Genomic DNA, 24,486 nt, shown 5'->3' on the forward strand with positions numbered 1-24,486 from the left:
TCAATGGCTGTCCGGCACCGTAACACAATTCCCGGCGCAGCTTCCACACGAAAGGTAGCCGCGCGACGGTGCCGATCGCGTTGTCACGGACACGTCATCTTGGCCGAGCCATCGCGTCGGAAAGCGCAAGTCCGCTTGGCCGCCGGGAGCAGATCCCTAGATGTCGATGGTGGCGCTGAGCGAGTTTTCCTGGATGAAGTCGCGGCGCGGTTCGACCACGTCGCCCATCAGCTTGGTGAAGATATCGTCGGCCTCGTCGACCTCCTTGATCTTCACCTGCAGCAGCGAGCGCGCCTCGGTGTCCAGCGTGGTCTCCCACAGCTGCTCCGGATTCATCTCGCCGAGACCTTTGTAGCGCTGCAGCGAGACGCCCTTGCGGGCGGCATCGGTCACGGCCTCGAACAGGTCGATCGGGCCGTGAATGGTCTGCTCGGCATCCTTGCGCCGGAGCTTGCCCGCCCGCACGTAGATCTCCTGCAACCTGGTCGCATATTCGTCGAGCTTGCGTGCATCGGCCGAGCCGAGAAACGCGTCGTCGATCACGGCCACTTCCTTGACGCCGCGCACGGTGCGCTCGAACTGGAAACCCTGGCCTTCAGTGAACGTGCCGATCCAGCCGCGCTCCACTTCGTCGGCAACCGCGTCCAGCCGCTTGGCGATGTAGTCAGCCGCGGAGTTGGCGGTCGCGATATCGCTGGTGATTCTCGGGGTCAGCACGCCGGCGATCGCGGCCTGCTCGATCACCGCGCGATTGTAGCGGCTGTGCAAGTTGCGCAGCACGGAGCGGATCGTCCGGGCGTCTTCGACCAGCGACAGCAAGTCACGGCCCGAGCGGTCTTCGCCGGAGGCCGGCTTGAAGACGCATTCGTCGAGCCCGGTCGAGATCAGATAGTCCTCGAGCGCGCGCTCGTCCTTCAGATATTGCTCGGACTTGCCGCGCGAGACCTTATAGAGCGGCGGCTGGGCGATATAGAGAAAGCCGCCATCGATGATCGAGCGCATCTGACGATAGAAGAAGGTCAGCAGCAGCGTGCGGATATGGGCGCCGTCGACGTCGGCGTCGGTCATCACGATGATCTTGTGATAGCGCAGCTTGTCGACCGAGAAATCGTCGCTGATGCCGGTGCCGAGCGCGGTGATCAGCGTGCCGATCTGCTCCGACGACAGCATCTTGTCGGGGCGAACGCGCTCGACATTGAGGATCTTGCCGCGCAGCGGCAGCACCGCCTGGAATTCGCGGTTGCGGCCCTGCTTGGCGCTGCCGCCTGCCGAGTCGCCCTCGACGATGAACAGTTCGGACTTCGCCGGATCCTTCTCCTGGCAGTCGGCGAGCTTGCCGGGCAGCGAGGAGACGCTGAGCGGATTCTTGCGGGTCAGCTCGCGCGCCTTGCGCGCAGCCTCGCGGGCGGCAGCGGCTTGGATCACCTTGCCGACGATTTCCTTGGCTTCCTTCGGATTCTCCTCGAACCAGGCCGCCAGCGCCTCGTTCAGGACGTTCTCGACCACCGGTCGAACCTCCGAGGACACCAGCTTGTCTTTGGTCTGCGACGAGAATTTCGGATCGGGCACCTTTACCGACAACACCGCGGTGAGACCTTCGCGGCAATCGTCGCCGGTCAGCGCGATCTTTTCCTTCTTCGCGTTGGCCTCGGCATAGCCGTTGACCTGGCGCGTCAGCGCGCCACGGAAGCCGGCCAGATGAGTGCCGCCGTCGCGCTGCGGGATGTTGTTGGTGAAGCACAGCACGTTCTCGTGGTAGCTGTCGTTCCACCACAGCGCGGCTTCGACGCCGATGCCGTTGGCTTCCGAGCGCACCATGATCGGCGCCGGCACGATCGCCTTCTTGTTGCGGTCGAGATATTTGACGAACTCCTCGACGCCGCCGGAATAGTGCATTTCCTCGCGCTTCTCGACCGCGTGGCGCATGTCGGACAGCACGATGTGGACGCCGGAATTGAGGAAGGCGAGTTCGCGCAGCCGGTGCTCAAGCGTCGCGAAATCGTATTCGACGTTCTTGAATGTCTCGGTCGAGGCGAGGAAGGTGACCTCGGTGCCGCGTTTGCCCGGGGCATCGCCGACCACCTTGAGCGGCGCCACGGCATCACCGTGCGCGAATTCGATGTAGTGCTCCTTGTCGTCGCGCCAGATCCGCAAGCCGAGCTTGCTGGACAGCGCGTTGACGACGGAGACGCCGACGCCGTGCAGACCGCCGGATACCTTGTAGGAGTTCTGGTCGAACTTTCCGCCGGCGTGCAGCTGGGTCATGATGACCTCGGCCGCCGAGACGCCTTCGCCCTTGTGGATGCCGACCGGAATGCCGCGGCCGTCGTCGTACACGGTGACGGAATTGTCGGCGTTGAGGGTGACCAGGACGCGGCTCGCATGCCCCGCCAGCGCCTCGTCGATCGCATTGTCGACGACCTCGTAGACCATGTGATGCAGGCCGGAACCGTCGTCGGTGTCGCCGATATACATGCCGGGCCGCTTGCGGACGGCGTCGAGGCCCTTCAGCACCCGGATCGATTCCGCACCATATTCGGCCGGAATGGGATGCTCAGATTCGGCAGGGGTCTGCCGGGCAGGTTCAGTCATGTGAGGCCTTCGAGGATGTCCCGAATCAGCTGCACAAAATGAGGCGCTGATTCCGCTATTTGTGCCATGAAAGAGCAGTTGCGCCTAGCGCAAAGTCTCTGTCTACAAACTATTGAATAAATAGGATTTTTTCGGCCTGTTTCAAGGCGCTCAAAGGTCGATTCCGGAGGCTCTGAAAAGCCCGATTCGAAGGCAGATTCGAGCCCCTTTCGGAGACGATTTCGCGCATCTAGCCGCGTCGTGTGGCGCGGCCGGATTCGACGTCGAAAATCTCTCCCGTCGGGCCGATGTCGAGAAAGGCGGCAGGATCGGCGCCGGTCATCCAGACCTGTGCGCCGAGCTTGGCAAGCTCGTCGAACAACGCCTCGCGCCTGTTGGGATCGAGATGGGCGACGACCTCGTCGAGCAGCAGCAACGGCACGATGCCGGTCATCTCCGCGACCATCGTGGCATGCGCCAGCACCAGCCCGATCAAGAGCGCCTTCTGCTCGCCGGTCGAGGCGTCGCGCGCCGGCATGTTCTTTGGCGCGTAGACCACTTGCAGATCGGTCAGATGCGGTCCGTCGAGCGTGCGCCCGGCGGCGGCGTCGCGCGGCCGGCTGGCGCGCAGGATCTCGCGGTAGCGGTCCTCCACCGCGGTCGCGGGCTCCTGCAGCAGCGCGTTCTCCATCCAGCCGTCCAGCATGATCTCGGCGGACGGGAAGGCCGAGGCGGCGCCGCGCTCGTGCAGCATCGTGGCGAGCTTGGCGGCGGTCTGGCCGCGCGATGCGGCGACCGCGACCGCAAGCTCTGCGGTCTCGCGCTCGATCGCATCACACCAATGGTCGTCGTAGTTGCGGACCTCAAGCAGCCGGTTGCGCGAGCGCAGCGAGCGCTCCAGCGCCGAGACCCGGCTGGAGTGCTCGGAATCGATCGCCAGCACCAGGCGGTCGAAGAAGCGCCGCCGCTCGGAGGCGGCGCCCATGAACAGGCCGTCCATCGCCGGCGTCAGCCACACGATGCGCAGATGATCGCCGAACGCGGTCGCGGAACCCACCGGTTCGCGATCGATCCGGCAGCGCCGGCTGTTGCTCGCCTCCCCGGTCGGGGGATCGATGCCGGTGCCGAGCGTGGCGAGGCCGAGCGCGCCCTCGACTTCGGCCGAGACCGCCCAGGAGCCGTCGCCCTGATTGTCGGCGATGTCCTCCAGGGTCGCGCGGCGCAGCCCGCGTCCCGGCGACAGGAACGAGACCGCCTCCATGCAATTGGTCTTGCCGGCGCCGTTCGGCCCGACCAGCACCACCATGTCGCCCGCGACCTGCAGCGTCGCCGTCCGGTAATTGCGGAAATGCGTCAGCGACAGGCGATGAATGCGGGACGGGGTCATGTCTACTCTGTCATTGCCGGGCTTGACCCGGCAATCCATCGTCCGCGTTAGCGGACAATTTCATCATATAGGTCGCGCCAGTCGGGATTGCCGGCGACGATCAAATCAATCTTCCACTCGCGAGACCAGTGCTTGATGTTCTTCTCGCGCTGAAGCGCGGCAGCGATTGTCTCATGCGCCTCGAAGTAGACGAGCGTCTTGATGCCGTACTTCTTAGTAAAGCCCTCGGCCAAACCTTCGCGATGTTCGTAGACGCGCCGGACCAGATTGTTGGTCACGCCGACGTAAAGGGTGCCACCGGGCTTGCTGGCAAGGATGTACACCCAGTAGGTCATTTGATTGGATGGATGGCCGGGTCAAGCCCGGCCATGACAAGAGGAAATCATCACACCCGCATCGGCATCAGCACGTAGAGCGCGCCCTTGCTGTCGCGGTCCTGCACCAGGGTCGGCGAGCCGGGATCGGCGAGCTTCAGCACCGCGACCTCGCCCTCGATCTGGGCGGCGATGTCGAGCAGATAGCGCGAGTTGAAACCGATATCGAGCGCGTCGGAGGCGTACTCGACCTCGAGCTCTTCGGTGGCGCTGCCGGAATCCGGGTTGGTGACCGAGAGCACCAGCTTGCCGGCGGACAAGGCCAGCTTCACGGCGCGGCCGCGTTCGCTGGAAATGGTCGAGACGCGATCGACGGCGGCCTCGAAATCCTTCTTGTCGACCACCAGCTCCTTGTCGTTGTTCTGCGGAATGACGCGGCCATAGTCCGGGAAGGTGCCGTCGATCAGCTTCGAGGTCAGCACCACATTGCCGAGCGTGAAGCGGATCTTGCCATCCGACAGCTCGATCGAGATATCGGCGTCGTCGCCCTCGATCAGCCGCTGCACCTCGCCGACCGTCTTGCGCGGGACGATCACGCCGGGCATGCCGGTCGCGCCCTTGGGCAGCGCGAGGTCGATCTGCGCCAGACGATGGCCGTCGGTCGCAACCCCGCGCAGGGTCGCAGCCTTGGCGCTGCCGGCGGCGTGCAGATAGATGCCGTTGAGGTAATAGCGGGTCTCTTCGGTCGAGATCGCAAACTGGGTGCGGTCGATCAGCCGCTTGATGTCGGACGCCGGCAGCGAGAACGAATGCGTCATGTCACCGGCGGCAAGGCCCGGGAAATCGCTTTCGGGCAGGGTCTGCAGCGTGAAGCGCGAGCGGCCGGCGCGCACCGCGAGCACCGAGCGGTCGCCGTCGGCCTCCAGCACGATCTGCGAACCGTCGGGCAGCTTGCGGACGATGTCATAGAACATGTGCGCCGGCACCGTGGTCGAGCCGGCGGTTCCGGTCTCGGCGGCCAGGGTCTCCGTCACCTCGAGATCGAGGTCGGTCGCCTTCAGCGACAATTTGGCGCCCTCGGCGCGGATCAACACGTTGCCGAGGATCGGGATGGTGTTGCGGCGCTCGACCACGCGGTGAACGTGGCCCAGCGATTTCAGGAGTTGCGCGCGCTCGACGGTGACCTTCATTGCAATACCCGCCAGATCCCTCAGATGAAAAAGCCGGGCGGCCGTTCAGGGCAGCACCGCGGCATTGGAAACCCGATAAGCCGGATCAATACCGGATTTGATCAAACCCACGGGGGGACCGCAAGGTGGCGCGGATGGGCGGCCGGTGCAAGGGATACGGGCACAAAACGGGCCCCGTTCCCCACGTTTTGGGCCGGAAAAAAGTTTAGCCCACCCCTCTTGATAAAGGGGAGGGCCGTGGAACGAGCCAGCCAAATGAGGCGGCCTTATTCCTGCAGTCTTATTCCTGCAATTGACGCTTCAGCGATTCGACTTCCTCCGACAGCGTCGTGTCCTTGGCGACCAGTGCCTCGATCTTGCGCACCGCGTGCAACACCGTGGTGTGGTCGCGGCCGCCGAAGCGCCGGCCGATCTCCGGCAGCGAACGCAGGGTCAGCGTCTTGGCCAGATACATCGCAACCTGGCGCGGGCGCACCACATTGGCGGTGCGGCGCGACGATAAGAGGTCGGAGCGGCTGACATTGTATTGCCGGGCGACCACGCGCTGGATGTCCTCGATCTTGATCCGCTTCGGCTCCTGCGGGCGGATCAGGTCGCGCACCTCGCGCTCGGCCATATCCAGCGTCACCGGCTGGTTGTTGAGCTTGGAGTGCGCCAAGAGGCGGTTGATCGCGCCTTCGAGGTCGCGGCCGTTATGGGTGATGGTGCGCGCCAGATAGTCCAGCACTTCCTCCGGCACGTCGAAGGTCGCATGGTGGGCGCGGGCCGCGGCGACGCGCGACTTCAGGATGCCGAGCCGCAGTTCCTCGCCGAGCGAACCCATCTCGACCACCAGGCCACCGGCCAGCCGCGAGCGCACGCGGTCGTCGAGGCTTTCGAGGTCGGACGGCGGACGGTCGGCCGCGATCACGACCTGACGGCCGGCATCGATCAGCGCGTTCAGCGTGTGGCAGAACTCGGCCTGCGTCGACTTGCCCTGCAGGAACTGCAGATCGTCGATGACCAGCACGTCGATGCCGCGCAGCGCCTCCTTGAACGCCAGCGCCGTCTGCGTCTTCAGCGCCGCGACGAAGCCGTACATGAACTTTTCTGCGGTGAGATACAGCACCTTGCGCTCGCCGCCGGAATTGCCGGCCCAGGTCACGGCTTGCAGCAGGTGCGTCTTGCCGAGGCCGACGCCGGCATGGATGTAGAGCGGGTTGAACATCACGGGATCGCCGCGGCGACCTTCCGCGACCTGGCGCGCCGCCGCATGGGCCAGCGTGTTGGAACGGCCGACGACGAAGCTTGCAAAGGTCAGGCGCGGATCGAGCGGCGAGCCGCCGAGCGCGTCATGGCTGGCGGACACCGGCGCCGTCGCGAACGAGCGCAGTTCAGGCGCGGGACGGCCGTCATTGCGCTCGACACGGCGCACTTCGGCGGGCGCAGCCGCTTCCTTCACCGGAGCCATCGCGCGGATCGCCGAGCGCACGGTGAGGTCGATGCGATGTACTTCGGGCATCTCGGCCTGCCAGCAGGAGAGCACGCGTTCGGCGTAATGCGCCTGGATCCAGCTCTTGAGGAACCGGGTCGGAACCGACAGATGCACGCTCTCGTCGTGCACGCTCTCCAGATCCATCCGTGCGAACCAGCTCGTGTAGACGTCCTCGCCAACGCTCGTCCGCAAACGTCCCTTTACCCGCGACCAGCGATCCTGTTCCGTGTTCGTCATTGCCTTCGTACTTTTCCAAAACTGAGAGATGATGATTGCGAAAGCGCCGTGCAGGGGTCCTGCCACGACGCGACCTCTAGCGGGCGCGGTCTGCTCCGGACAAAGCTCTCCCGTGTGGCGGCCATGCGCCACGCGACAGGTCAGCTGTTTGGAGAAGATGCGTCCCGCGAGGTCAGCGCGTACTCGACGGTCTCTGCGGGTAAGAGCCAGCGTCCGAGGGGTTGATTACGGCACCACAGGAAATCTGCGCTTGGGCTGTCGTTGGTTCGACTGCAGTGATGATACCGTAAGGCATAAGTCCTCCCCCTCCCACCGCGACGTATCGCGGCAAGTTGTCAGCTTGCTGGTGTCTTCAAAATCGAACTGCCGCTACCGAACACCGAAATGCCCGGCGCTTCGCCGCCGCGTGTCGTCGTCAATCCGTTCGCTCGCGCCGCGTTCCCGCTGCCAGATTCCGACTGACGTCCTGGTCTCTCTTGTTCGATCCCCCAAATTGCCGGGGACATCGCGGGAGATATTTTGACACAGGTCGACCGTCCTCATATCGCTATGAGCCGTCAATCCAGCTTCGCTTGGAAAGCGTCGCTAACGCGCACACCGCCGCCGATTTGCACGTCCGCCCTTGGGTCTCAAACCGCGCTGATCTGGAGAGCCGTGGGCGTCGCGAACAAGAAATAAATACACCAAGCGCATTTTCTGACAATCCGTGGATTCGACGGGGGTCGAGACTCTTCGCGACTGTTGCGGTGTTGCCGACGCAGAGTTGCGAAAGCAAGGTTTTGAATCAGCGCACAGATTCACGCGCGTCACAAACGACGGTGCAATACCAAAAATTTTTCATAGAAAATTTACATTTGGTCTCGCGCCGGTCATTTTTCCAATCGCTGTTCGACGCTATGTGCATAAGTAATTCGCGAGACGTCATTTTTCGCGATTGCTTTTGCAGGGTAACCCCGCTTCGCAATTTTCAACGCGAGATATTCGCGCGCTATTCCATCTACCCAGCTTAGCGCAGAACAATCTGAGCGCGAGTGTGGCGCGTTAAGCATATTGAGCCGGTAGAACTACGGACGCGACGAAACATGACACGCAGTTCGTTGCGCGGCAACGCCGACTCTTCTCGCGCTATGAAACTTCCACGACAAAATGCGAGACCAAAACAAAAAGCCCGGCGCGAGCCGGGCTTCGTGACAAATGCGTGCTTCAGTCAGCTCACGCGGCGAGCTCTACTCGCTGAGCTTACTTGGCGAGCTTGGCGATGCTCTGCGTGAGGCGCGACACCTTCCGGCTCGCGAGGTTCTTGTGAATGATGTTGCGCTGCGCTGCCTTCATCAGTTCGGGCTCGGCCTTGCTCATCGCCTTCAGTGCCGCCTCGCGGTCGCCGCTCTTGATCGCTTCCTCGACGGTGCGCACCGCGCCACGCATCTGCGTGCGGCGCGACTTGTTGACGATGGTGCGGCGGGCAATCTTGCGGGTCGCCTTCTTGGCGGAGGTGGTGTTGGCCATGGTTCTCTAACTGTCCTTCGGCGGTGATCGCTCGGTGGTCGGGTTTGCGCGCACCGGCCGGTTCAAATCTCAACTCTGATGTATTTGTCCAAGGTGTATTCTTGGGTGTCCTTGAGGCGGCCATGCGAAGAGCGCATAATGCTGCCCCCGCATGCGGCACTGTCCAAAGAACAGCGGCGGCAGGATTGCGCCCGCCGCCATCGGCCGGTCTTATAGATGGCGCAGGCTTAACCGTCAACGCTTTCGGGGCCGAAAAAGGGCCCGAAATCGGCCTCGCGAGGGCCGGATAAGCCGCTGAAGAGGTTGAATTTCCAGGGGGCGCCCGGTAAGGCCTGTCGACGCGTGGGGCGCGACAGGGAGTTAGGGTGACGCATGATCCGCGGCTTTTTCCGCCTGATCGGCCTTTTGCTGCTGGCCGGCAGTTTCATCTTCATGGTCTATGACGGGGCCCGCTACGTCGCCGACCAGAGCCTGCGGTTCACCCAATTCGGCCAGTTCTGGAACGATATCCACCAGTCGAGCCAGCAGGTGTTCCATGCCTGGGTGGATCGTTCCGCGCCCTGGCTGTGGAACGACGTGATCCGCGTGCTTCTGGAGCAGCCGGTGTTCGCCGTGCTCGGCATTGCCGGCATCTTGCTGATGATTCTGTTCCGGCCGCGCAAGCCGCTGATCGGCTACGCACGCGACTGAGCTGGCTTCAGCCCCCTTGGCCGCAGCCGTCAGTAACGGGGCTGCCATCATCCGCGTAAGGACATATATAGGTGACAGCCGGCCCGCAGGCCGTTGCCGCGTCGGCCGATGTCCCGCCCGGAGGTATCCATGTTGTTCATGCGCAAGACCACCGCGTTGCCAAGCGCCGCCGAGGCGCTGCCAGGCCGCGCGACGCCGATCCCGACCGCGACCACGCATTTCGTCAACGGCAGCAAATTGACGCCACCCTATCCGCAAGGCCTCGAGCAGGCCGTGTTCGGACTCGGCTGTTTCTGGGGCGCGGAGCGGAAGTTCTGGGAGCTCGGCGACGGGATCTACACCACGGCGGTCGGCTACGCCGGCGGCCACACGCCGAACCCGACCTATGAAGAGGTGTGCTCGGGACGCACCGGCCACACCGAAGTCGTGCTGGTCGTGTTCGACCCGAAGAAGATCTCCTACGAGAAGCTGCTGAAGACGTTCTGGGAGAACCACAACCCGACGCAGGGCATGCGCCAGGGCAACGACATCGGCACGCAATATCGTTCCGCGATCTACACGTTCAGCGACGCGCAGCGCAAAGCCGCCGATGCGTCGCAGGCGATGTATCAGAAGGCGCTCGCCGCCAAGGGCCTCGGCGCGATCACGACGGAAGTGGCACCGGCCGGCGAGTTCTACTTCGCCGAGGATTATCATCAGCAATACCTCGCAAAGAATCCGGCGGGCTATTGCGGGCTCGGCGGCACCGGCGTGTCCTGCCCGATCGGTGTCGGCGTCACCGCCTGATCGCCCTGTCATGCGCTAAATCGAGGGGAGGCGGGCCTTCCGGCTCCCACTCGGTCCTCGAAAACCCTTTGTTAACCATAAGTGGTGCAAGACTGGGCTTGTCTCGCCGTTGAGGGATAGGTCCGGTGCCGGTTGCACGCGCGTTACGATTGCCGATCACTGCCGTTGTGGCTGCGCTCGCGCTGTCTGGCTGCATGAGCACGTCCGGTCCGGTCGCCGTCGGCCCGCAAGGTGTCGATGCCGTCACCTATGGACCGGCCTACGCACCCGCCCCGGTTGCCGATGGAGGCGGCGGTGGTGCGATCAGCGCACTGCGTTCCGCCTTCGCCAGCGCTTCTCCTGGTTATGGCTATGCCGCGCCGGTCGCCGCCCCGGTGGTCTATGCCGCCGCACCGGGTGGGCCCGCCGGTTACGACAACTCCTATCATCTCGGCCCGGGCGACAAGCTCCGCGTCGTGGTCTACGGCCAGGAAGGCCTGACCAACTCCTACGCGATCGACGCTGCCGGCTCGATCACCATGCCGCTGATCGGCTCGGTGCCGGCGCGCGGCCGCACGCCGGCCGGGCTCGCCGGTGAAATCTCGGCACGCCTGCGCAACGGCTTCATCCGCGAGCCTTCGGTCGCGGTCGAGATCGAATCCTACCGGCCGTTCTTCATCCTCGGCGAAGTCCAGGCTCCCGGCCAGTATCCGTACGTGCCGAACATGACCGTCGAAAGCGCGGTCGCGATCGCTGGCGGCTTCTCGCCGCGCGCCCGCCGCGATAGCGTGACGCTGACCCATACGGATGCGTCCGGCGCTGGCCGCTTCGTGGTGCCGCTCGGCACGCCGATGAGCCCGGGCGATACGGTGTTCGTCGGCGAGCGCTGGTTCTGACCACCGCTCGTCATGCGCGGGCTTGACCCGCGCATCCATCTACGAAGAGTCTTTCGAAGATGATGGATTGCCGGGTCAAGCCCGGCAATGACGGTCAGCGCAGATGCTTTCCAAAAAATTCCATGCTGCGCGGCCAGGCGATGTCGGCGCTCGCCTTGTCGTAGCTTGCGCGCTCGTCGCAATGGAAGCCGTGCTGCGCGCCGGGGTAGATGAAGACCTCGACCTCGGGCCGCTTCGACTTGATGGTCTCGACATCGCTCAAGGGAATGCCGGCATCCTTCTCGCCGAAATGCAGCTGCGTCGGCACAGTCGGCTTGTCGTCGGCGAAGCGGATCACGGCGCCGCCGTAATAGCCGATCGCGGCCGACAGCCCGGTCAGCTTGGTGGCGGCCGCATAAGCGATGCTGCCGCCGAGGCAGAAGCCGATGATGCCGACCGGCCCGACCGGCTTCACCGCGTCGATCGCCGCCTGGCTGTCGCGCAGCATCGCGGCAAAGTCCGGATTGGCGACGAATTTCCGCGCTTCGGCTACCTCGTCGGGAGAATAGCCGCTCTGGAAGTTCGGCGTGATGCGGTCGAAGATCGACGGCGCAACCGCGACATAGCCTTCCTTCGCCAGCCGGTCACAGACCGAGCGGATGTGGTGGTTGACGCCAAAGATCTCCTGGATCACCACGATCGCGCCCTTCGGCGCGCCGGCGGGATCGGCGCGATAGCCGCCGAGTTCAAAGCCATCCGAAGCCTTCAGTTTGATGTCTTGTCCCATGGTCCATCCTTGTCATGTTGGGGGTTGCATGAAGGTCATCGATGAGGCTCAGCGCCACATCCAGTTCTCGCCCCAGTCCGCCTTCCAGCCAGTCAGCCGGTGCTTGCGAAATTGCAGGAACAGACGGTCATGGTGCGGGAACAGCCCGCTGCCGCCGAGGTCACGGAAGGTCAGGAAGATCTCGTTGCCGGGCCGACCGCTGACATGGGTGAAGGGGGTACCGAGCGCGCGCTGCGCGTCCGCGACGTCCATGCCGAACACCAGCGGTATGTTGTTGGAGAGCGTCGCGGTGAAAGCCGATGCGGGTCCGCCGAACGGCGGAAGCTTCTCCGCGCTGGCGGCCGTGGCGGCCACAGTCAGCAGCAGGGCGACGGCGATCGTCTTCATGGCCTGATCCTTCATTTGGCCTTTCACGCTGCGCTAGCCTCGAGACCATCGAGGAACGGCAGCACGGCGGCGATGAAGGCTTGCGGCTGATCGATGTTGACGGCATGGCCGGCGTTCGGAATCACCGCCTTCTGCGCGCCCGGGATCTTCGCCGCCATGTAGTCGGACGCCGCCAGGAACGGCGTGTCGTCAGCCCCGACCACAACCAGCGACGGCACCTTGATCCCGGGCAATGACTCGATCACCCGCGCATCGCGCTGTGCCAGCATGCCGCGCGCGGCGAGCGCCAGGCCCTTGGCATTGCGATGCGTGACCGACGCGCGCTCGGCGCTCAGCGACTTCAGCACCTCGAGCCCTTCACGATCGAAGCGGTCGCCGGTGTCGCGGGCGCGCGTGTTCCAGCCTTCGCGGGCGTCGTCCTTCTTGAATCCCGGGCCGGTGTCGATGATCAATAGCGCGCGCACCCGCTCCGGATGAGCGCGGTGGAAGGCAAGCGACATGTAGCCGCCGAGCGACAGGCCGCCGACGATCGCCTTGTCTGCGCCGGCAACATCGAGCAGGGCTGCAATGTCGCCGACCGTCGCCGCCTCACTATAGGCATCCGGATTGTCGGGATAGTCGGACTGGCCATGCCCGCGCATGTCCCACAGAATCAGCCTGTGCCGCTTCGACAGCGCCTCGATCTGGCCTTGCCACATCGCAGACGTCGACGAATAGCCGTGGGTGAGGATCAGGGGTGGGCCGCTGCCGTGAATCTCGTAATAGATATCGACGCCGCTGCGGTTGAGCTTGGCCATTGACGGGCTCCTTCTGTTGTCGACGTCAGGTGCGGCTGCGCTACCGACCTTGGTAGGATTGATCGATACGGCATCAATACTGGCATATCAAAAGCTTCATGCCGTTGCCGCATCGCACAACCGGCAGTTTCCGAAATTTATTCTTTTCGATCAATTCCAAATTGGATTGCCTCCAGCCGGGAACCGGATCATTGTTTCGGCAACTGTCGCTTACCCGGTGGGCGCCAGCCATGACCCAAAAGTGAGTTGCCGCCGTAAGCGGCTTCCTACACCGGAAGGGGAGAGAGATGCCAAATCTCAATATCAACGGACGGAATATGTCCGTCGAGGCGGCCAATGACACGCCGCTGCTTTGGGTCATCCGCGAGCAATTGCAGATGACGGGCACCAAATTCGGGTGCGGCGCCGGTCTCTGTGGCGCCTGCACGGTTCACCTCAACGGCGAAGCGGTGCGGTCCTGCCAGACCTCGCTCGCCGACGCCGTCGGCAAGAAGATCACCACCATCGAAGGCCTCTCCGCCAAGGGCGAACATCCCTTGCAGAAGGCCTGGGTCGCCGAGCAGGTGCCGCAATGCGGCTACTGCCAGTCCGGCCAGATCATGCAGGCAGCAGCGCTGCTGTCGAAGAACACCAACCCGACGAAGGAAGAAGTGGTCGCGCATATGGACGGCAATCTGTGCCGTTGCATGACCTATTCACGAATCCAGAAGGCGATCATGCGCGCTGCGTCCGACATGCGCACCGCATCGGCCACCGGATCCGAGCGGAGGGCCACATGAACAAGCACGTGAAAAACCTCGCTCCTGAGACGACCGATCTCAGCCGCCGTTCGTTCCTGGTCGGCACCGCTGCAACCGGTCTCGTGCTCGGCTACGCCGCGTCCGGCATCGACCACGCGCTTGCGGCGCCCGCGCCCGCCAATTTCGAGCCGAGCGTCTGGTATTCGATCTCGCCCGATGGCCTCGTCACCGTGACCTGCGGCAAGGCCGACATGGGCCAGCACGTCGCCTCGACGATGGCGCAGATCGTGGCCGAAGAGCTCGGCGCGAACTGGAAGGACATGCGGGTCCAGCTCGCCTCCAACGATCCGAAGTTCAACGATCCCGTGCTGGGAGCGCAGATCACCGGCGGCAGCTGGTCGACGATGATGAACTTCGACGCTATGAGCCGTGCCGGCGCCGCCGGCCGCATCGCATTGACCGAGGCGGCGGCTGCCTCGATGGGCGTGCCGGCCAGCGAGCTGGTGGTGCGCGCCTCGACGATCAGCCATCCGAAGTCGAAGAAGTCGATGTCGTTTGCCGAGGTGGTGAAGAGCGGCAAGGCGACCAAGACCTTCACGGCGGATGATCTGAAGGCGATCAAGCTGAAGTCGGCCGACCAGTACACCATGATCGGCGTCTCGGTGCCGCAGCTCGACATTCCGTTGAAGGTCAACGGCACGGCCAAGTACGGCATCGACGTGATGCTTCCGGGCATGGTCCACGGCGCGCTGGTCACCCCGCCGGTCCGCTACGGCGCCACCGTGAAGTCGGTGGACGATAGCGCGGCCAAGAAGGTGCCGGGCTTCATCAAGGCCGTCACCCTGGACGACAAGACCACGACCACGACCGGCTGGGTCGTCGCGGTCGCCAATACCTACGCCAACGCCAAGAAGGCGGCGGCGGCGCTGAAGATCGACTACGATGGCGGTCCGAACGCCAAACTGTCGAGCGAATCGCTGTTCGCCGAGGCCAAGCGGCTTCAGGGGCTCAGCGATTCCGGCGAGTTCTTCGTCAAGGACGGCGATCCGAACGCAGCCTTCGGCACGGCGGCCAAGGTGCTCGAGGCGGAATACACCACCAACATCAACATCCACGCGCCGATGGAGCCGATGAACGCCACCGCGGAGTTCAAGGGCGACATCCTGCACATCTATTCCGGCAACCAGTTCGCGACGCGCTCCGGTGCGATCGCAGCCGGCGCCGCCGGGATCGATCCGAAGTTCGTGGTGATGCATCAGATGTGGCTGGGCGGCGGCTTCGGCCGGCGTCTCGACGCCGACATGATGGTGCCCGCGGTGCAGGCGGCCAAGGCCGTCGGCAAGCCGGTCAAGGTCATCTACACGCGCGAGAACGACATGACGATGGATTTCTCGCGTCCGCTGACCTACCAGAAAGTAAAGGCCGGCGTGGACGGCGACGGCAAGCTCGTCGCATTGAGCCACGATGTGGTCTCGGCCTGGCCGACCCAGCGTTGGGGCATCCCCGACTTCCTGTCGCCCTCGGTCGACAAGAAGGGACCGCTCGATGCGTTCACGGTGAACGGTTCGGACTTCTTCTACACCGTCCCCAACCACTATGTGCGGGCGATCAAGAACGAGATGGCGCACAATGCCACCCCGTCGGGTCAGCTCCGTTCGGTGGCGCCGGGCTGGACGTTCTGGGCGGTCGAAAGCATGGTCGACGAGATCGCGCATGCGACCGGCAAGGATCCGGCCCTGCTTCGCGTCGAGTTGCTCGACGGCAAAGGCAAGAACGACGGCGGCGCGCAGCGTCTCCGTAACACCTTGCTCGCGGCGATGGGCCTCGCCGGCTACGGCACCAAGAAGCTGCCCAAGGGCGAAGGCATGGGCGTGGCCTGCGTGTCGTCGCAGGAGCGCGCCACGGCGAGCTGGACCGCCTGCGTCGCCCATGTCGCCGTCGCCCCCTCGGGCGAGGTGACGGTGAAGAAGCTGACGGTCGCGACCGACGTTGGTACGCAGGTGAATCCCGATGGCATCCGGGCCCAGGTCGAGGGCGCGGCGCTGTGGGGCATGTCACTGGCGCTGTTCGAGAAGGCGACGTTGAAGGACGGCGGCATCGAGCAGACCAATTTCGACAGCTACACGCCGCTTCGGATGAGCCAGCTGCCCGAGGTCGCGGTCAACGTCATCGCCAATGGCGAGAAGGCGACCGGCGTCGGCGAGCCCGCAGTGACGGTGGTGGCGCCGGCGATCGGCAACGCCGTCTTCAACGCGGTCGGTGCCCGCGTCCGCGGCCTGCCGATCACCGCGGAGGCCGTCAAGGCTGCGATGAAGGCGTAACGGCCTGAACCAATGAAGACGCCGGAGAGCTTGCCGCTCTCCGGCGTTTTTCTTTGCTCCGGGCGTCGGCCGGGTGGCGGCGGCGTCGACGTCTTTGACATCGCGAAAATTCATGATTCGCCTGCGCTGCAGCCGCTCGCCACCATTTTCTGCCGGCCTGATTCTGCTGGCGGATTCCGCGATTCCTCAAATTGTATCCATTGCGCTTAACCACCGTTCAGCATCCCCATTAAGCCGGAGGGAACGCATCGTCAGGTAGCGTCCCGGCGTCGGTCGTTACCGCGACGGGGATTGCATGACAGCCTTAGCCAACAACAAGATTTCGAAGCGCCGCCTGCTGCTGGCCTCAGATCGAAGCGATCAGAGCAACGAACTCGCCAGCATCCTGCGCTCGGTAGGCGAGGTCGATACCGTTCCGACCTCGGACATTCCCGAGCAGCCGGCCCGCGATTTCTCCGGCATCGTGGTCGACATCAATCTGCGCTCGCCCGAAGCCGTGCAAATGGTCCGCGCCAAGCTGCAGGCCGACGCCTATCGCGAGATGCCGCGGCTGTTCGTGCTGGCGGATGCGTTGCATCACGCCTCGATGCAGGCCTGGGCGCTCGGCGCCACCGACACGATCTCGCGGCCGTTCGATGCGCGCGGCATCCTGCAGCGCATCCGCGCCGCGTTCCCCGACAACAGCGGCTATGACGAGACCGACCGCGGCAAGGCGCTCAATCGCGGCGTCGAGGCCGCGCATGGCGTGATGGTCAAGATGTTCGAGCGGATGCGCGCCGGCGAGCCGCTGAAGTTCGAGGACATCGTTGCCGCCGAAAACAAGATCCTCAAGGCGATCAAGCACAATTCGCTGCGTGAATGGCTGACCACGGTCGGCTGCCATCACCAGGAGACCTATCGCCACTGCCTGTTCGTGACCGGCTTTGCGGTCGCGTTCGCGCAGCATCTCGGCATGCGCGACGACGACCAGCGCCGGCTCGCCCGCGCCGCGCTGCTGCACGATGTCGGCAAGGCCTTCGTTCCGGTCGCGCTGCTCGACAAGCCCGGCGCGTTCACGGTCGAGGAAATGGCCGAGATGCGCGAGCATCCGCGCCGCGGCTACGAGGCGCTGTCGGCGCAAGGCGGCTTCCCGCCGGAAATGCTCGACGTGATCCTGCATCATCACGAATTCCTCGACGGCACCGGCTATCCGAACGGCCTCAGCGGCAACCAGATCAGCGACATCGTCCGCGTCACAACGATCGTCGATGTCTATGCCGCTTTGGTCGAGAAGCGTGCCTACCGGCTGCAATTCACCCACGCCAAGGCGTTCTCCATGATGGAGGAGATGGGCGGCAAGCTCGACCAGCAATTGCTGCAGGCGTTCCGCCCGGTGGCGTTCGGGCATTATTGAGCTGGCGTCGTCCCGGGACGACGGCTGAGGCACTAGCCAATCAACGCAAGTCGTCCTCCTTGCGTCCGCCTAGATTTCGGCGATCATCGGCGCGCGACCGGTGCCTGGGCAGGTGAGGACGATCATGGACACGGCAACGACCGGGGATTTCGACATCCCCGCCAACATCGCGGAAACCCTCGTCGATCCCGTCGCCTATGCCGACGACCGCATCCACGACAGCTATCGCTGGCTGCGTGCCAACAACCCGCTCGGGATCGCGCGGCCGGAGCGCTTCGACCCGTTCTGGGTGGTGACCAAGCACGCCCATATCCAGGCGATCAGCCGCCAGAACGAGCTGTTCCACAACGCCGACCGCCCCACCACGCTGACGACGCAGGCGCTCGAGGAGCGCGTCCGCAAGATCACCGGCGGGCCCAATCTGGTGCGCTCGCTGGTGCAGATGGACGCGCCCGACCATCCGAAATACCGCGCGCTGACGCAGGGCTGGTTCATGCCGGCCAATCTCGGCAAGTTCGAGGGCCGCGTCCGCGAGATCGCGCGCGCCACAGTGCAGCGCATGCTCGACCGCGGCGGCGCCTGCGATTTCGTCGAGGACGTCGCGCTCGGCTATCCCCTGCATGTCATCATGGAGATCCTCGGCGTGCCCGAGGCGGACGAGCCGCGCATGCTGAAACTGACGCAGGAGCTGTTCGGACCGCAGGATCCCGACACCGCGCGGGTCCGCGACGCGCTGAGCGCGGAACAGGTCTCCGCGATGCTGCAGGCGATCGTCGCCGACTTCTCCGCCTACTTCCGCAAGATCACCGAGGAACGCCGCCAGAACCCGCGCGATGATCTCGCGACCGTCATCGCCAACGCGAAGATCGGTGGCGACTATATGCCGGAGCACGATCAGACCAGCTATTACATGATCGTGGCGACCGCGGGCCACGACACCACCTCATCCTCGACCGCGGGCGCGATCTGGGCATTGGCTCGGGATCCCGCGGAATTCGCCAAGGTGAAGGCCAACCCGGAATTGATCCCGGGCCTGGTCGACGAGGCGATCCGCTGGATGACGCCGGTCAAGCATTTCATGCGCTCGGCCACCGCGGATACCGAGCTCGGCGGCCGCAAGATCGCCAAGGGCGACTGGCTGATGCTGTGCTACGCCTCGGGCAACCGCGACGAGGATGTGTTCGAGGAACCCGATCGCTTCCGCAGCGACCGCAAGCCCAATCGCCACGTCGCGTTCGGATATGGCGCGCATCTCTGCCTCGGCCAGTATTTGGCCAAGCTCGAGATGCGCATCCTGTTCGAGGAATTGCTGCCGCACCTCAAATCGCTGTCGCTCGACGGCGAGGTGAAGATGACGCAGGCCTATTTTGTGAGTGGTCCGAAGAAACTGCCGATCCGGTTCGAGGTGAACTGACGGAACGTCATTCCGGGGCGATGCGTGAGCATCGAACCTCAGATGCGCAATTGCGCATCGGGGAATCTCGAGGTTCCGGGTTCGGTGCTTCGCACCGCCCCGGAACGACATATTCCAGCTACTCCAGCATCTTCCTCAACTCTGCTTTCGCAACCTTCTCCAGCGTCGAGCGCGGCATCTCGTCGACGAAGCGGATCTCGCGCGGTACCTTGAAGTCGGCGAGCGCGGAACGGCAGGCGGTCATGACCTTGTCGTGCAGGTCGGCGGGCAGTGCCGCGACGCCGGCTTGCGGGATGATGAAGACGACCGGTACCTCATCGAGCATCGGATGCTTCTTCGCCACCACGGCGGCCTCGCGCACGCCCGGCACCACCGCGATCACCTGCTCGATCTCGGAGGCCGCGACATTCTCGCCGCCGACCTTGAGCATGTCCTTGGAGCGATCGCCGAACCTGACATAGCCGCGCTCCAGCATCGTGACGCGGTCGCCGGTGATGAAATAGCCGTGCTCGTCAAAGCTCTCGCGCGTCGCCTTCTCGTTATGCAGATATTCGGCGAACAGCGACAGGCCGGGAATGCCCTTGATCAGCAGGTTGCCGGTCTCGCCGACGGCGGTCGGCGTACCATCATCGTTGATGACGCGGATTTCGTACTCCGGCGCGACGCGGCCGATCGACATCGGCGGGTTCGGCTGGTCGACCTCGCCGATGATGCCGTGGGTGATGGTCTCGGTCATGCCCCACCAGCCGATGATCTTGATGCCGAATACGGCAAATGCCGGCGGCTCGTTCACGGCAGTGCCCCAGAGGCGGAATTTGTGGCTCTTCGGAACCTCGTGCTCCAGCAGCGCCTTCATGCAGAACGGGATCGTCGAGGTCCAGGTCGAGCCATGCTCGAGCGCCACCGGCCAGAAGCGGCTCGCCGAGAAGCGCGGCTGGATCACGCAGGTCGCGCCGACCCACAGGCTTGCCAGCATCGAATAGGCCAGCGCGTTGGTGTGGAACAGCGGCAGATAGGTCTGGTGCACGTCGGTCGCATGCAGGTCCTGATGCGCGGCGTTGATCTTGGCGCCCCACAGCGCATTCGCATGCGTCCATAGCACCGCCTTCGGCCGCGACGTGGTGCCTGAGGTATATTGCACGCTGCACGGTGCGAACGGATCGATCGGGCGCTTCGGCCGGTCGGCGCTGTCGGCGAACAGCGCGTCAAAGCTGTCGCCGCGCGCGGGCGCCTGTGCCGGCGCCTGGCCCGCATCATGCGAGGTCACCGCGATCCAGCGCAGCCCCTTGCAGTTGGCGGATATCAGTTCGGCATAGGCCGGCTGGGTGATCGCGGCGACCGCGCCGCAATGGCCGGCAAAATATTCGATCTCGGCCGCAGCCGAGCGGGTGTTGGTGGTGACGGCGATGGCGCCGAGCTCGACGCAGGCGAACCACGCCATGATCGCCTCAACGCAGTTGTCGAGATGGATCAGAACATAGTCGCCCTGCTTGATGCCGCGCCTGGCGAGGCCGGCCGCGAGCGCGCCGACGCGCTCATGGAATTCGCCATAGCTCCAGCGCCGCGCCGGCGCATCGAACGGCGCCCAGATCAGGAACGGATGATCGCGGCGCACCTCGGCGCGCATCCTGAGCAGCCACGGCACGTCGAGCCCCGCAAACGGTCCGACGATGCCCGGCACTGGCTGTGAAGTCGTCATATGTCCTCCCGCGCAGCCTTGCCGGCCGCCATTGATCTTGGTTGGGATCAGTTCTGCCACCGGCGTGCGCCGAGAGCAAATCGGGATTTGCAAAGTGATTTAGCACTGAGGCAATCCGTTCCGCCGCGCGGAACGGATGGATCTGTTCAGGCAGCCTGTCGTTGGGCGCGCATTCGCGCGAATGGTTCGCTCGCAGTGACGAACGACAGCTAGCTTGGATCCCTCTCATACGACGAGATCTCGATCAGGCTGCCGTCGGGGTCGCGGCAATAGACCGAGCGCAGCGTGCCGCGCGCGCCCTGCTTGGCGACCGGGCCTTCCTCGATCTTGACGCCATGGGCCTTCAGATGCGCGACCACCTGGTCAGGCGTGCTCGAGGTGAGGAAGCAGAGATCGTCGCTGCCGGCCGCTTCATGATCGGCGGTGAACCAGTCCACCTTGTCGGCATCGCGCGGCCGCACGTTGATCTTCTGATTACCGAACACCAGCGAGGTGCGCGGTGTCTTGCCCTTGCCGGGATCGAACACCTTCACCTCCATGCCGAGGATCCTGCTGTACCAGGCAACCGAGCGCACCACATCGGTGACATTGATCACGAGATGGTCGAGCCCATTCACCTTGACGGACATGATCGATCCTCTTCGGTCCGGAGCGTTGCAGCTTAGCCTTTCGTCGCGGTCAATGTCGCACGTGTCGCACTGGCCGCATCAGACATTGTTTGTTAGAACCGCGCCGCACGCAACGCAACAGAAACGGGCAGGGGGTCAAACCCTGCGGGATTGGGAGAGACTTCATGATTTCACGCCGCGCCGCGCTGGGCCTGATCGGGTCGGGGATTTCGACATTCGCGATCGGCCGCGCTTCGGCTGCCGACTATCCGGCGCGGCCGGTGCGCTGGATCGTGGGTTATCCGCCGGGCGGCGCCACCGACATCATCGCGCGGCTGATCGGACAGCGGCTGTCGGAGAAGCTCGGCCAGCAGTTCGTGATCGAGAACAAGCCGGGCGCCGGCAACAATATCGGCACCGAAGCTGCGATCAATGCCGAGCCGGACGGCTACACCGTGCTGCTGGTCAATCCGGCGAACTACATCAACGCCTCGCTCTACGCCAATCTGAAGTTCAACTTCGTGCGCGACGTCGCGCCGGTCGCTTCCTTCAACCGCGTGCCGAACGTGATGACCGTCAACAAGGATGTGCCGGCGAAGAACGTCGCCGAGTTCATCGAGTATGTGAAGGCCAATCCCGGCAAGGTGAACATGGCCTCTTCGGGCAACGGCACCTCGGTACACCTCTCCGGCGAGATGTTCATGTCGATGACCGGCTGCAAGATGCAGCACGTGCCGTATCGCGGCGCCGCGCCTGCGATCACCGACATGCTCGGCGGCCAGGTGCAGGTGATCTTCGACAACATGCCTTCGATCATCCAGCACATCCGCTCGGGTTCGCTGCGCGCGCTCGGCGTGACCACGACGGAGCGCTCCTCGCAACTGCCGGACGTGCCGGCGATCGCCGAGACCGTGAAGGGCTATGAAGCGAGCGCGCTGTTCGGCATGGGCGCGCCGAAGAACACGCCGAAGGAACTGATCGCCAAGCTCAACACCGAGATCAACGCCGTTCTCGCCGAACCCGATATGAGGAAGCGCCTGGTCGAGCTCGGCGGCGACTCGCTGATCCAGACGCCGGACGCCTTCGGCAACGACATCAAGGCCGAGACCGACAAATGGAAGAAGGTGGTCGAGTTTGCCGGCCTCAAGGTCGAGTAGGCCGCGTACGTTCGGCTTCGCTGAACCGTGCGGGGCAGGTCTGATCCGCGCGGCTGATGCCTGCAAATTGCCGGGCCTTGACGCGGATTAAAATGACCTTCAGGAACCTTACCCAGGATGCCGCGCTTTAACTGCGGTATCTCAGGAGGCGGATCATGCGCACATCGCAAATGGCAATGCTTGTCTTGGGAGCGATGACGCTTGCCGGTGCGGCGGGCATCAAGCCTGCTGCCGCAGATCCTTATGACTATCCGTGGTGCGCGCAGGGGCCGAGCCTGGGCTATCCCGGCGAATGCGCGTATCAGACCTATGATCAATGCCTTGCGAGCGTGTCCGGACGCTACCTGGCCTGCGGGGAGAACCCGCGCTTCCTGTTTCGCGCGCAGCTCGAGCCGGAGCAGCCTCGGCCGCACCGCCACCGGCATCGGCACCACCGGCAGTAGCCACCGCTGGAAGGGCGCTGCTGCTTCCTCCTGCGATCGTCCTAACCATCCGGCGTCGTGACGCCCCGGCATTGACGTGATCGTGATGCCGGGCGCTTGACGCCGCGCCGTTTGCGGCTATACTAAACCACATGGTTAAGTATCAAGACGAGACGCTGGACCGCACCTTCGCGGCGCTTTCCGATCCCACCCGCCGCGCGCTGCTGGCGCGGCTCGGCGCGCAGGAAAGCCTGTCGGTGAGCGAGCTGGCGCAGCCATTTGCGATGTCGTTGCCGGCGATCATGAAGCATCTCGACGTGCTCATGGATGCCGGCTTGGTCGCGCGCGAAAAGACCGGCCGCACGGTGGCGTGCCGGCTCACTGCGAGGCCGATGGAGCAGGCGATGAACTGGCTCAATCGCTATGCGCAATTCTGGTCCGACAATCTCGACCGCCTTGCCGCTTTTGTGGAGGAAGACCCATGGCAATTGAATCGGCAACCCAATCTGCAGCCGACGCCGGCCTTGCCGCGCGTCCAAGCCTCACCCTCACGCGGCGCCTCCGCGCCCGGCCGGAAAAAGTCTACGCCGCGTGGACCGAGCCGGAAAACCTAGTGCAATGGTTCGGCCCGGGCCAAGTCAGGCCCGGCACGACGCAAGCCGAGCTCGACGTCCGTGTCGGCGGACGCTACCGGATCAAGTTCACCGGCACCAACGGCGAATATCACGAGGTCGGCGGCGTCTATCGCGAGGTGTTGCCGAACGAGAAGCTGGTGTTCAGCTGGGCCTGGCATTCGACGCCGGAGCGCGAGTCCGAGGTGACGGTATCGATCAAGCCCGACGCCGGCGGTACGTTGCTCACCTTCCATCACGCGCAGTTCGTCGACGAGACGGCGCGCGACAACCATCAGCGCGGCTGGACCGAATTCCTCGGCAATCTCGCGCAATATGTCGACGCCTGAACCGCAAAGGAGCATCTCATGCAACAGCACAAGATCGTCTCGCGCGAAGAATGGATCGCGGCCCGCAAGGCGCTGATGGCCCGCGAGAAGGAACTCACCCAGGCCCGCGACGCGTTGAGTCAAGAGCGCCGCGAGCTGCCGTGGGTGAAGGTCGACAAGGACTATGTGTTCGACGGACCCAATGGCAAGGTGACGCTCGGCGAGCTCTTCAAGGGCAGGCCGCAGCTCGTGGTGCAGCATGTGATGTTCGCGCCCGAGTGGGACGCAGCCTGCAAGAGTTGCTCGTTCTGGGTCGACGGCTTCGACCGCATGGTGCCGCATCTGGCGGCACGCGACACCACGATGGTGGCGGTCTCGCTTGCGCCGCTGGCCAAGCTCGAGGCCTTCAAGCAGCGAATGGGCTGGACCTTCGACTGGGTGTCGTCGGGCGCCAATGACTTCAACTACGACTACGGTGTGTCGTTCACGCAAGGCCAGATCGATGCCGGGGACGCGAAATACAACTATGGAACGACCCCGCTCTATGGTCCCGAACTGCCTGGCATCAGCGTGTTCTTCCGCGACGAGAAGGGGGACGTGTTCCACACTTACTCGACCTTCGCGCGCGGCCTCGACATGATGAATGCGGCCTATCACTATCTCGACCTGACGCCGCTCGGCCGACACGAGGAAGGCTTGCCCTATCCGATGGATTGGGTGCGGCTACGTGACCAGTACCAACCGGCACCGGTTCAGGCATCCTGCTGTCACTCCTGATCGTCATTGCGAGCCAACAGGTCGCGCGAGTGCGC

22 protein-coding genes and 1 pseudogene are annotated in these 24,486 nt (G+C 64.2%); 12 read left to right on the forward strand and 11 right to left on the reverse strand.

The window, feature by feature from the left end; genetic code table 11:
• Nucleotides 1-156: 156 nt before the first annotated feature.
• From gyrB to rpsT, 6 genes are all read right to left on the reverse strand, one after another.
• Complete coding sequence (gyrB, locus tag ACE10Z_RS00770; protein ID WP_375786245.1) at nucleotides 157-2,592, reverse strand: DNA topoisomerase (ATP-hydrolyzing) subunit B; 2,436 nt, start codon at nucleotides 2,590-2,592, stop codon at nucleotides 157-159.
• Nucleotides 2,593-2,821: 229 nt separating this feature from the next.
• Nucleotides 2,822-3,958: a DNA replication/repair protein RecF gene (gene recF, locus ACE10Z_RS00775; RefSeq protein WP_375786246.1), complete on the reverse strand. Its 1,137-nt coding sequence runs from the start codon at nucleotides 3,956-3,958 to the stop codon at nucleotides 2,822-2,824.
• A gap of 47 nt (nucleotides 3,959-4,005) precedes the next feature.
• Nucleotides 4,006-4,293, reverse strand: a complete 288-nt coding sequence (locus tag ACE10Z_RS00780) for a GIY-YIG nuclease family protein (protein ID WP_212057902.1) — start codon at nucleotides 4,291-4,293, stop codon at nucleotides 4,006-4,008.
• A gap of 50 nt (nucleotides 4,294-4,343) precedes the next feature.
• On the reverse strand, nucleotides 4,344-5,462 hold the full coding sequence (gene dnaN / locus ACE10Z_RS00785) for a DNA polymerase III subunit beta (RefSeq protein WP_375786247.1): 1,119 nt from the start codon (nucleotides 5,460-5,462) through the stop codon (nucleotides 4,344-4,346).
• A gap of 280 nt (nucleotides 5,463-5,742) precedes the next feature.
• The gene (dnaA, locus tag ACE10Z_RS00790; protein ID WP_375786248.1) at nucleotides 5,743-7,173 is read right to left on the reverse strand and encodes a chromosomal replication initiator protein DnaA; all 1,431 of its coding nucleotides are present in this window, start codon (nucleotides 7,171-7,173) and stop codon (nucleotides 5,743-5,745) included.
• A 1,239-nt stretch (nucleotides 7,174-8,412) separates the two neighbouring features.
• Nucleotides 8,413-8,679, reverse strand: coding sequence for a 30S ribosomal protein S20 (gene rpsT / locus ACE10Z_RS00795; protein WP_029079417.1), 267 nt, complete (start codon nucleotides 8,677-8,679; stop codon nucleotides 8,413-8,415).
• Between the two features lie 372 nt (nucleotides 8,680-9,051).
• On the opposite strand from rpsT, the gene ACE10Z_RS00800 reads away from it, so the two are divergent.
• The 3 genes from ACE10Z_RS00800 to ACE10Z_RS00810 all read left to right on the forward strand — a co-directional run bounded on the left by ACE10Z_RS00800 (nucleotide 9,052) and on the right by ACE10Z_RS00810 (nucleotide 11,030).
• Entirely contained in the window at nucleotides 9,052-9,369 is a 318-nt protein-coding gene (locus tag ACE10Z_RS00800) for a hypothetical protein (protein ID WP_375786249.1), read from the forward strand.
• 129 nt (nucleotides 9,370-9,498) lie between these two features.
• Nucleotides 9,499-10,155, forward strand: a complete 657-nt coding sequence (gene msrA, locus ACE10Z_RS00805) for a peptide-methionine (S)-S-oxide reductase MsrA (protein WP_375786250.1) — start codon at nucleotides 9,499-9,501, stop codon at nucleotides 10,153-10,155.
• A gap of 125 nt (nucleotides 10,156-10,280) precedes the next feature.
• Nucleotides 10,281-11,030 (forward strand): polysaccharide biosynthesis/export family protein, encoded by a 750-nt coding sequence (locus ACE10Z_RS00810; protein WP_375786251.1) that lies wholly within the window; start codon nucleotides 10,281-10,283, stop codon nucleotides 11,028-11,030.
• A gap of 94 nt (nucleotides 11,031-11,124) precedes the next feature.
• Here the strand turns inward: ACE10Z_RS00810 and ACE10Z_RS00815 are convergent, their stop codons facing one another.
• From ACE10Z_RS00815 to ACE10Z_RS00825, 3 genes are read right to left on the reverse strand one after another with little or no spacing between them, the layout of a single operon-like run.
• The gene (locus ACE10Z_RS00815) at nucleotides 11,125-11,796 is read right to left on the reverse strand and encodes a dienelactone hydrolase family protein (protein ID WP_375786252.1); all 672 of its coding nucleotides are present in this window, start codon (nucleotides 11,794-11,796) and stop codon (nucleotides 11,125-11,127) included.
• A gap of 48 nt (nucleotides 11,797-11,844) precedes the next feature.
• Entirely contained in the window at nucleotides 11,845-12,183 is a 339-nt protein-coding gene (locus ACE10Z_RS00820; protein WP_375786253.1) for a hypothetical protein, read from the reverse strand.
• Between the two features lie 23 nt (nucleotides 12,184-12,206).
• Nucleotides 12,207-12,980 (reverse strand): alpha/beta fold hydrolase, encoded by a 774-nt coding sequence (locus tag ACE10Z_RS00825; protein ID WP_375786254.1) that lies wholly within the window; start codon nucleotides 12,978-12,980, stop codon nucleotides 12,207-12,209.
• A 287-nt stretch (nucleotides 12,981-13,267) separates the two neighbouring features.
• Here ACE10Z_RS00825 and ACE10Z_RS00830 point away from each other — a divergent pair, with 287 nt between their 5' ends.
• The 4 genes from ACE10Z_RS00830 to ACE10Z_RS00845 all read left to right on the forward strand — a co-directional run bounded on the left by ACE10Z_RS00830 (nucleotide 13,268) and on the right by ACE10Z_RS00845 (nucleotide 18,848).
• Nucleotides 13,268-13,759: a (2Fe-2S)-binding protein gene (locus ACE10Z_RS00830; RefSeq protein WP_050425001.1), complete on the forward strand. Its 492-nt coding sequence runs from the start codon at nucleotides 13,268-13,270 to the stop codon at nucleotides 13,757-13,759.
• Nucleotides 13,756-16,041: a molybdopterin cofactor-binding domain-containing protein gene (locus ACE10Z_RS00835; RefSeq protein ID WP_375786255.1), complete on the forward strand. Its 2,286-nt coding sequence runs from the start codon at nucleotides 13,756-13,758 to the stop codon at nucleotides 16,039-16,041. The genes ACE10Z_RS00830 and ACE10Z_RS00835 overlap by 4 nt, the downstream gene beginning before the upstream one ends.
• A 295-nt stretch (nucleotides 16,042-16,336) precedes the next feature.
• Nucleotides 16,337-17,434, forward strand: a complete 1,098-nt coding sequence (locus ACE10Z_RS00840; RefSeq protein ID WP_375786256.1) for an HD-GYP domain-containing protein — start codon at nucleotides 16,337-16,339, stop codon at nucleotides 17,432-17,434.
• Between the two features lie 124 nt (nucleotides 17,435-17,558).
• Nucleotides 17,559-18,848 (forward strand): cytochrome P450, encoded by a 1,290-nt coding sequence (locus ACE10Z_RS00845; protein ID WP_375786257.1) that lies wholly within the window; start codon nucleotides 17,559-17,561, stop codon nucleotides 18,846-18,848.
• A gap of 118 nt (nucleotides 18,849-18,966) precedes the next feature.
• Here the strand turns inward: ACE10Z_RS00845 and ACE10Z_RS00850 are convergent, their stop codons facing one another.
• Nucleotides 18,967-20,547 carry an AMP-binding protein gene (locus ACE10Z_RS00850; RefSeq protein ID WP_375786258.1) on the reverse strand — a complete coding sequence of 527 codons (1,581 nt, stop codon included), beginning with the start codon at nucleotides 20,545-20,547 and terminating at the stop codon, nucleotides 18,967-18,969.
• Nucleotides 20,548-20,756: 209 nt separating this feature from the next.
• Nucleotides 20,757-21,176: a VOC family protein gene (locus ACE10Z_RS00855; RefSeq protein ID WP_375786259.1), complete on the reverse strand. Its 420-nt coding sequence runs from the start codon at nucleotides 21,174-21,176 to the stop codon at nucleotides 20,757-20,759.
• 164 nt (nucleotides 21,177-21,340) lie between these two features.
• Between ACE10Z_RS00855 and ACE10Z_RS00860 the strand changes: the two genes are divergently transcribed.
• The 5 genes and pseudogenes from ACE10Z_RS00860 (at nucleotide 21,341) to ACE10Z_RS00880 (ending at nucleotide 24,451) form a co-directional block, all read left to right on the forward strand.
• Nucleotides 21,341-22,312, forward strand: a complete 972-nt coding sequence (locus ACE10Z_RS00860; protein ID WP_097671232.1) for a tripartite tricarboxylate transporter substrate binding protein — start codon at nucleotides 21,341-21,343, stop codon at nucleotides 22,310-22,312.
• Nucleotides 22,313-22,467: 155 nt separating this feature from the next.
• Nucleotides 22,468-22,755, forward strand: coding sequence for a DUF3551 domain-containing protein (locus ACE10Z_RS00865; protein WP_375786260.1), 288 nt, complete (start codon nucleotides 22,468-22,470; stop codon nucleotides 22,753-22,755).
• Nucleotides 22,756-22,886: 131 nt separating this feature from the next.
• A complete protein-coding gene (locus ACE10Z_RS00870) occupies nucleotides 22,887-23,348 on the forward strand; it encodes an ArsR/SmtB family transcription factor (RefSeq protein ID WP_375786261.1) in 462 nt (153 codons plus the stop codon).
• Nucleotides 23,333-23,695, forward strand: a pseudogene (locus tag ACE10Z_RS00875) (SRPBCC domain-containing protein); the annotation flags it as partial. The gene ACE10Z_RS00870 and the pseudogene ACE10Z_RS00875, both read left to right, overlap by 16 nt.
• An 18-nt stretch (nucleotides 23,696-23,713) precedes the next feature.
• Entirely contained in the window at nucleotides 23,714-24,451 is a 738-nt protein-coding gene (locus tag ACE10Z_RS00880) for a DUF899 domain-containing protein (RefSeq protein WP_375786262.1), read from the forward strand.
• Nucleotides 24,452-24,486 lie beyond the last annotated feature (35 nt).

The sequence above is a fragment of the Bradyrhizobium sp. Pha-3 genome, from assembly GCF_042258615.1.
Taxonomy (GTDB): Bacteria; Pseudomonadota; Alphaproteobacteria; order Rhizobiales; family Xanthobacteraceae; genus Bradyrhizobium.

Coding starts and splice junctions, on each gene's coding strand:
- gyrB (WP_375786245.1), bottom strand. CDS start 2,592: ATGACTGAACCTGCCCGGCAGACCCCTGCCGAATCTGAGCATCCCATT.
- recF (WP_375786246.1), bottom strand. CDS start 3,958: ATGACCCCGTCCCGCATTCATCGCCTGTCGCTGACGCATTTCCGCAAT.
- ACE10Z_RS00780 (WP_212057902.1), bottom strand. CDS start 4,293: ATGACCTACTGGGTGTACATCCTTGCCAGCAAGCCCGGTGGCACCCTT.
- dnaN (WP_375786247.1), bottom strand. CDS start 5,462: ATGAAGGTCACCGTCGAGCGCGCGCAACTCCTGAAATCGCTGGGCCAC.
- dnaA (WP_375786248.1), bottom strand. CDS start 7,173: ATGACGAACACGGAACAGGATCGCTGGTCGCGGGTAAAGGGACGTTTG.
- rpsT (WP_029079417.1), bottom strand. CDS start 8,679: ATGGCCAACACCACCTCCGCCAAGAAGGCGACCCGCAAGATTGCCCGC.
- ACE10Z_RS00800 (WP_375786249.1), top strand. CDS start 9,052: ATGATCCGCGGCTTTTTCCGCCTGATCGGCCTTTTGCTGCTGGCCGGC.
- msrA (WP_375786250.1), top strand. CDS start 9,499: ATGTTGTTCATGCGCAAGACCACCGCGTTGCCAAGCGCCGCCGAGGCG.
- ACE10Z_RS00815 (WP_375786252.1), bottom strand. CDS start 11,796: ATGGGACAAGACATCAAACTGAAGGCTTCGGATGGCTTTGAACTCGGC.
- ACE10Z_RS00820 (WP_375786253.1), bottom strand. CDS start 12,183: ATGAAGACGATCGCCGTCGCCCTGCTGCTGACTGTGGCCGCCACGGCC.
- ACE10Z_RS00825 (WP_375786254.1), bottom strand. CDS start 12,980: ATGGCCAAGCTCAACCGCAGCGGCGTCGATATCTATTACGAGATTCAC.
- ACE10Z_RS00830 (WP_050425001.1), top strand. CDS start 13,268: ATGCCAAATCTCAATATCAACGGACGGAATATGTCCGTCGAGGCGGCC.
- ACE10Z_RS00835 (WP_375786255.1), top strand. CDS start 13,756: ATGAACAAGCACGTGAAAAACCTCGCTCCTGAGACGACCGATCTCAGC.
- ACE10Z_RS00840 (WP_375786256.1), top strand. CDS start 16,337: ATGACAGCCTTAGCCAACAACAAGATTTCGAAGCGCCGCCTGCTGCTG.
- ACE10Z_RS00845 (WP_375786257.1), top strand. CDS start 17,559: ATGGACACGGCAACGACCGGGGATTTCGACATCCCCGCCAACATCGCG.
- ACE10Z_RS00850 (WP_375786258.1), bottom strand. CDS start 20,547: ATGACGACTTCACAGCCAGTGCCGGGCATCGTCGGACCGTTTGCGGGG.
- ACE10Z_RS00855 (WP_375786259.1), bottom strand. CDS start 21,176: ATGTCCGTCAAGGTGAATGGGCTCGACCATCTCGTGATCAATGTCACC.
- ACE10Z_RS00860 (WP_097671232.1), top strand. CDS start 21,341: ATGATTTCACGCCGCGCCGCGCTGGGCCTGATCGGGTCGGGGATTTCG.
- ACE10Z_RS00865 (WP_375786260.1), top strand. CDS start 22,468: ATGCGCACATCGCAAATGGCAATGCTTGTCTTGGGAGCGATGACGCTT.
- ACE10Z_RS00870 (WP_375786261.1), top strand. CDS start 22,887: ATGGTTAAGTATCAAGACGAGACGCTGGACCGCACCTTCGCGGCGCTT.
- ACE10Z_RS00880 (WP_375786262.1), top strand. CDS start 23,714: ATGCAACAGCACAAGATCGTCTCGCGCGAAGAATGGATCGCGGCCCGC.